Origin of the sequence: Anaeromicrobium sediminis (assembly GCF_002270055.1) — a bacterium.
GTDB classification, from domain to species: domain Bacteria; phylum Bacillota; class Clostridia; order Peptostreptococcales; family Thermotaleaceae; genus Anaeromicrobium; species Anaeromicrobium sediminis.
This window is the reverse complement of the sequence record NZ_NIBG01000051.1, coordinates 1-4,119: the sequence shown is the minus strand read 5'-3', so window position 1 is coordinate 4,119 and position 4,119 is coordinate 1. Positions and strand designations below refer to the sequence as shown.

At 30.2% G+C, this 4,119-nt stretch carries 4 protein-coding genes; 3 read left to right on the top strand and 1 reads right to left on the bottom strand.

Features of this window, described 5'->3' with window-relative positions; translation table 11 throughout:
- Positions 1-80 precede the first annotated feature (80 nt).
- Both CCE28_RS21740 and CCE28_RS21735 read left to right on the top strand, forming a co-directional pair.
- Complete coding sequence (locus tag CCE28_RS21740; RefSeq protein WP_095136324.1) at positions 81-1,625, top strand: reductive dehalogenase; 1,545 nt, start codon at positions 81-83, stop codon at positions 1,623-1,625.
- Positions 1,626-1,640: 15 nt separating this feature from the next.
- Positions 1,641-1,979, top strand: a complete 339-nt coding sequence (locus CCE28_RS21735) for a hypothetical protein (protein WP_095136322.1) — start codon at positions 1,641-1,643, stop codon at positions 1,977-1,979.
- Positions 1,980-2,134: 155 nt separating this feature from the next.
- On the opposite strand, the gene CCE28_RS21730 is transcribed toward CCE28_RS21735, so the two are convergent.
- Positions 2,135-3,028 carry a helix-turn-helix domain-containing protein gene (locus tag CCE28_RS21730; RefSeq protein ID WP_095136320.1) on the bottom strand — a complete coding sequence of 298 codons (894 nt, stop codon included), beginning with the start codon at positions 3,026-3,028 and terminating at the stop codon, positions 2,135-2,137.
- A gap of 480 nt (positions 3,029-3,508) precedes the next feature.
- On the opposite strand from CCE28_RS21730, the gene CCE28_RS21725 reads away from it, so the two are divergent.
- Positions 3,509-4,119 (top strand): FMN-binding protein (locus CCE28_RS21725; protein WP_176461974.1); only part of this gene is annotated, 611 nt, incomplete at its 3' end.

The window sequence follows — 4,119 nt, the reverse complement described above, 5'->3', positions numbered from 1 at the left end:
GTAAAAGAAGTTATTGAAGTAGTAGAAAATAAATAAAATTAGAGGAAAAATTATAGAAAAACTAGAGGGGGCATAGGTAGATGAATCGCCGTGAATTTTTAAAGGTTGCTGGAGTGACTACTGCAGTAACAGGAGCAGCTATTGCAACGAAACCAAAGAAAGCTTTTGCAGTAGAACTTGGAAAAGAACATGATCAATTTCCAGTAGAAGTAACAAAAGATGTAAATAGATTTAGTCAACAAAATCATGTTTTTTTCCGTGCATTTTGGGATAAGGAACCAGTTGATAACTTTATATCAGAGAGATTTGGGTATAAGTCATATCCTGAAGTAGGGTTAGTCTTTGTAAGTCAGCATGAAGGATTTAAAGAAGGTAGAAATGCAGGAAAATTAGGATTTAGACAAATTGATAAAGCTTTAGAGCTATCAGCTTGGAGTGTAAATGATCATTTTGCTCCTCATAGTCAAATGGGTGTTCGTAATGCTCTGATTCAAACACATCCAGTTAATCCAGAGACAGGTGAACAAATGAAGGATATGCCAGTTTTAGTTCCAGGTTTATTTTCTTGGGATAACTCAAAAGTGGACAAAAAGATTGGAATGGCTAAAAAACAATATAAATTCAAAGATGCAAAGGAAGCTGCACAATATGTTAAAAAGGCTGCAAAATTTTTAGGAGCAGATTTAGTTGGAATTGCACCATACAATGAAAGTACAAAGAGATGGACATATGAAGAGTGGGCAGTTCCAAATGTAAAACCATTTACAATGCCAGATGGAACAGTAGAATATTTGCCCTTTGATCCATTTAAATTTGAGAAAGGTGAATATGAAACATTTGGGGTTAAAACAGTAAAGCCTGACTTTAAAGGTGAAGCAGGATTTGAACCAAAATCAGTAATTGTTTTAGCATTTGAAATGGATTATGATGGCATTAAAGCAGCACCAACATTAGCAGGTTGTACACCTGTTGCACTTGGCTATTCTCAGATGGCAGAAACAGGACATAAAGTAGCTGAATTCTTAAGGAACATAGGTTATAAAGCGGCTCCCTGTGGAAATGACACATCTCTATCAGTTCCACTTGCAATAGAAGCTGGTTTAGGAGAAGCTAGCAGAATGGGATTATTAGTTACAGAAAAGTATGGACCTCGTGTTCGTTTAGCAAAAGTATATACTGATTTAGAAATTGCCCCAGATAAACCAATTACTTTTGGAGTTAAAGAATTTTGTGATGTTTGTATGAAGTGTGCTGATGCTTGTCCTGGTAAGGCTATTTGTAATGAACCAGCACAAGTTATTAAAGAAGGTATGGAATTTGATACAGGTAAAGTTACTAAATCAACAATGACAGGTGTTGAAAAATGGTTTGTTAATGGAGAAAGATGTCTGTCATTCTGGGCTTATAATGGAGCAGATTGTGGTACATGTATTTCCGTTTGTCCATACAATAAGATTGATGAGTGGCACCACGATTTATCAAAACTAATGACACTAACACCATTTAAACCACTATTACGTTCACTAGATGAAATGTTTGGATATGGTGGTCCAGTAGAACCAGATGCACGTTTAGAATCAAAGTATTTAGAAGATGCTATAAATGATTTCTGGGATAAAATTTAGTGAGGGGGATAAGTTATGCATTTAATAGCTAGTTTAATAAAATGGGTGTTTTCTTTACATCAATTAGTGTGGTTTTTAGCTGGAGGAATCATGTTCTCTTCAATGACATATTTTCATATGAAATTAAAGGAAGATAATAAAGCTAACAAACTGAATTTTACATTTATAGTATTATCAGCATGTACTTTTGCATTTACAATATTATGGACTTATGATTCATATATAGAAAATGAAGTTAGAGCAGCTAATATGGGACTATTAGTATTTGGAGGGTTAGCAGTAGTTTTTGCTATACTTGCATATAGATTTACACAGAAAAACAATGAAAGTGAAGTTGAGATAGAGGGGCATTAATTGCCCTTTTATCTATAACTCATGAAGAAAAAGAAAAATACGAAAATAGGGAAGAAAAAGATTTTTTTAATGAGTTATTATATGAAAAGGTTATTCATTTTCTTTTAAGGCAAAATACAATTATGAATTGAAACTAATAAAAACTAGCTAAACATTTAGCTAGTTTTTAATTTCTTTAATCTATCTTGGACAAAAGTATTGAAGTATTCATCGTCAGAATGTTTAATTAACTTATATAGCCTTAATGCTTCGTTATACCATATTTTAAATTCCCTATCCTTTTTTAGGTGATAGTATAATTCGCTTTTTAAAAAATATAATTCTGGTAAAATAACGTGCGTATTATGTTTTTTACAGTAATCAATAGAATAATCAAGATATTTAGATGATTCTTTTAATTTTGATATATCAAGACAAACACAAATTAAATGCATATAAAATCTCGGTATGATAGCGTGAGAATGAAGAAAGTTCATATGACTTATATATTTTTTCATATTAAGTAGATGAGTATATGCTTTTTCATTTTCGTTATTTAATGAGAGGAAAAAACCATAAAGTAACATCAGTCCGAATTCTGTATCAGTAGGATTCTTTCCTTCAGTATAAGTAAGATCCAATAGTTTTTTAATTTCATCCATTCCCCATTGATAATTTTCATTTAACATAGTCATACTAAAACATTTAAACATTTTAATTACCTGTATGTCATGAATTGATTTAACATCAAGTTCTGTTTCAGTTATTAATTTATAAATATTTTTAAAATCATGTCTTTCAACATTTATATACAGTTCATCTATTAATTCCTTTACTTGTAAAGATCCAGGTGATTCGATTGCTCTAAACAAATACTCTGGGGTAATACCTAATTTATTTGTTATTTGTCGTAATATAACTGAAGTAGGACAACGTTCTCCCTTTTCTATACGAGTAATATATGAAATAGAGCAAATACCGTCTGCAAGTTGTGTTTTTGTCATATTTTGTTTTTGGCGTAATTCTTTAATATGTTCACCTATTTTTAAATAATAATTTGATTCTTGCATTTTAACCTCCTTAGGGGATAGAGTTAATTGCAAAAGTGTAAATTTAATGCTGTTTTGACACTAGTCAAGAAACCTTGTATGTAGAAATTATAACATATAAAATTATATTACAAAATACTACAAAAAATGTATGTAGTAAAAATTCAAAAGTGTAAATTTGATACTTTTTTGACACTAGTCAAGAAACCTTGTATGTAAAAATTATAACGTATAAAATCATATTACAACAAAGATTATATTATAAAAAAATGCAAAAGTGTAAATTTAACACTTTTTTGACACTAGTTAAGAAACCTTGTATGTAGAAATTATAACGTATAAAGTCCTATTACAAAAAATGTACTACAACAAAGATTATATTAGAGAAAATTGGAATAGGATTTTTGCTGCCCAAAAAGTTAATTTTTTAACAAAAAGAGAGGGGGTAATATCTAGATAATATTTGAATAAGAGTATTTTACAGTATTTATGGAGGTAATTATGAAAAAAAAATTGACTATTCGTGAAATTTATTTAGCATTTTTAGCTATTTCACTACTATTATTTGGGGTTTATTCAATATTCTTTAGTCATGAAGCTGAGGACTATGAATCAATAATCTATAAAACAAATTCTAATATTATTAAAACAGAAGAGATAAAGAAATCACCATTGACTTTTAAAGCATATACAAAAGATGATCCGGATCAATTCTATTTTGTAACTTTTACAGAAGCAGTTGGATATCAGTCTACCATAGAAGTTATGACTATGATAGATAAAGAAGGAAATATAGAACAAGTAGAAGTTATAAAAGAAGGAGAAACACCAGCTTTCTTTGATAAAGTTAAATCAGGTAAATTTGTTCATAAGTTCATGGGATTATCCATTTTTGAACCTATTTACATAGATAATGCTAAAGGGTATGCAGGGAGTAGCGAAGGAATAAATACAAAAAATAAAGTTGATGCCATTGGTGGTGCAACCATTTCATCCGCTGCCATTACAAAAGCTGTAAATGATGGAACAACATCAGTTGGGGATAAATATTTTGATAATCATGCGGTTAATCCCTTTTATGAATTGGCATTTGGATTAAATGAATTGGCACT

Bases quoted from the DNA above. Each gene is read 5' to 3' on its own strand.
- CCE28_RS21740 (WP_095136324.1), top strand. From the start codon at position 81: ATGAATCGCCGTGAATTTTTAAAGGTTGCTGGAGTGACTACTGCAGTA.
- CCE28_RS21730 (WP_095136320.1), bottom strand. From the start codon at position 3,028: ATGCAAGAATCAAATTATTATTTAAAAATAGGTGAACATATTAAAGAA.
- CCE28_RS21735 (WP_095136322.1), top strand. From the start codon at position 1,641: ATGCATTTAATAGCTAGTTTAATAAAATGGGTGTTTTCTTTACATCAA.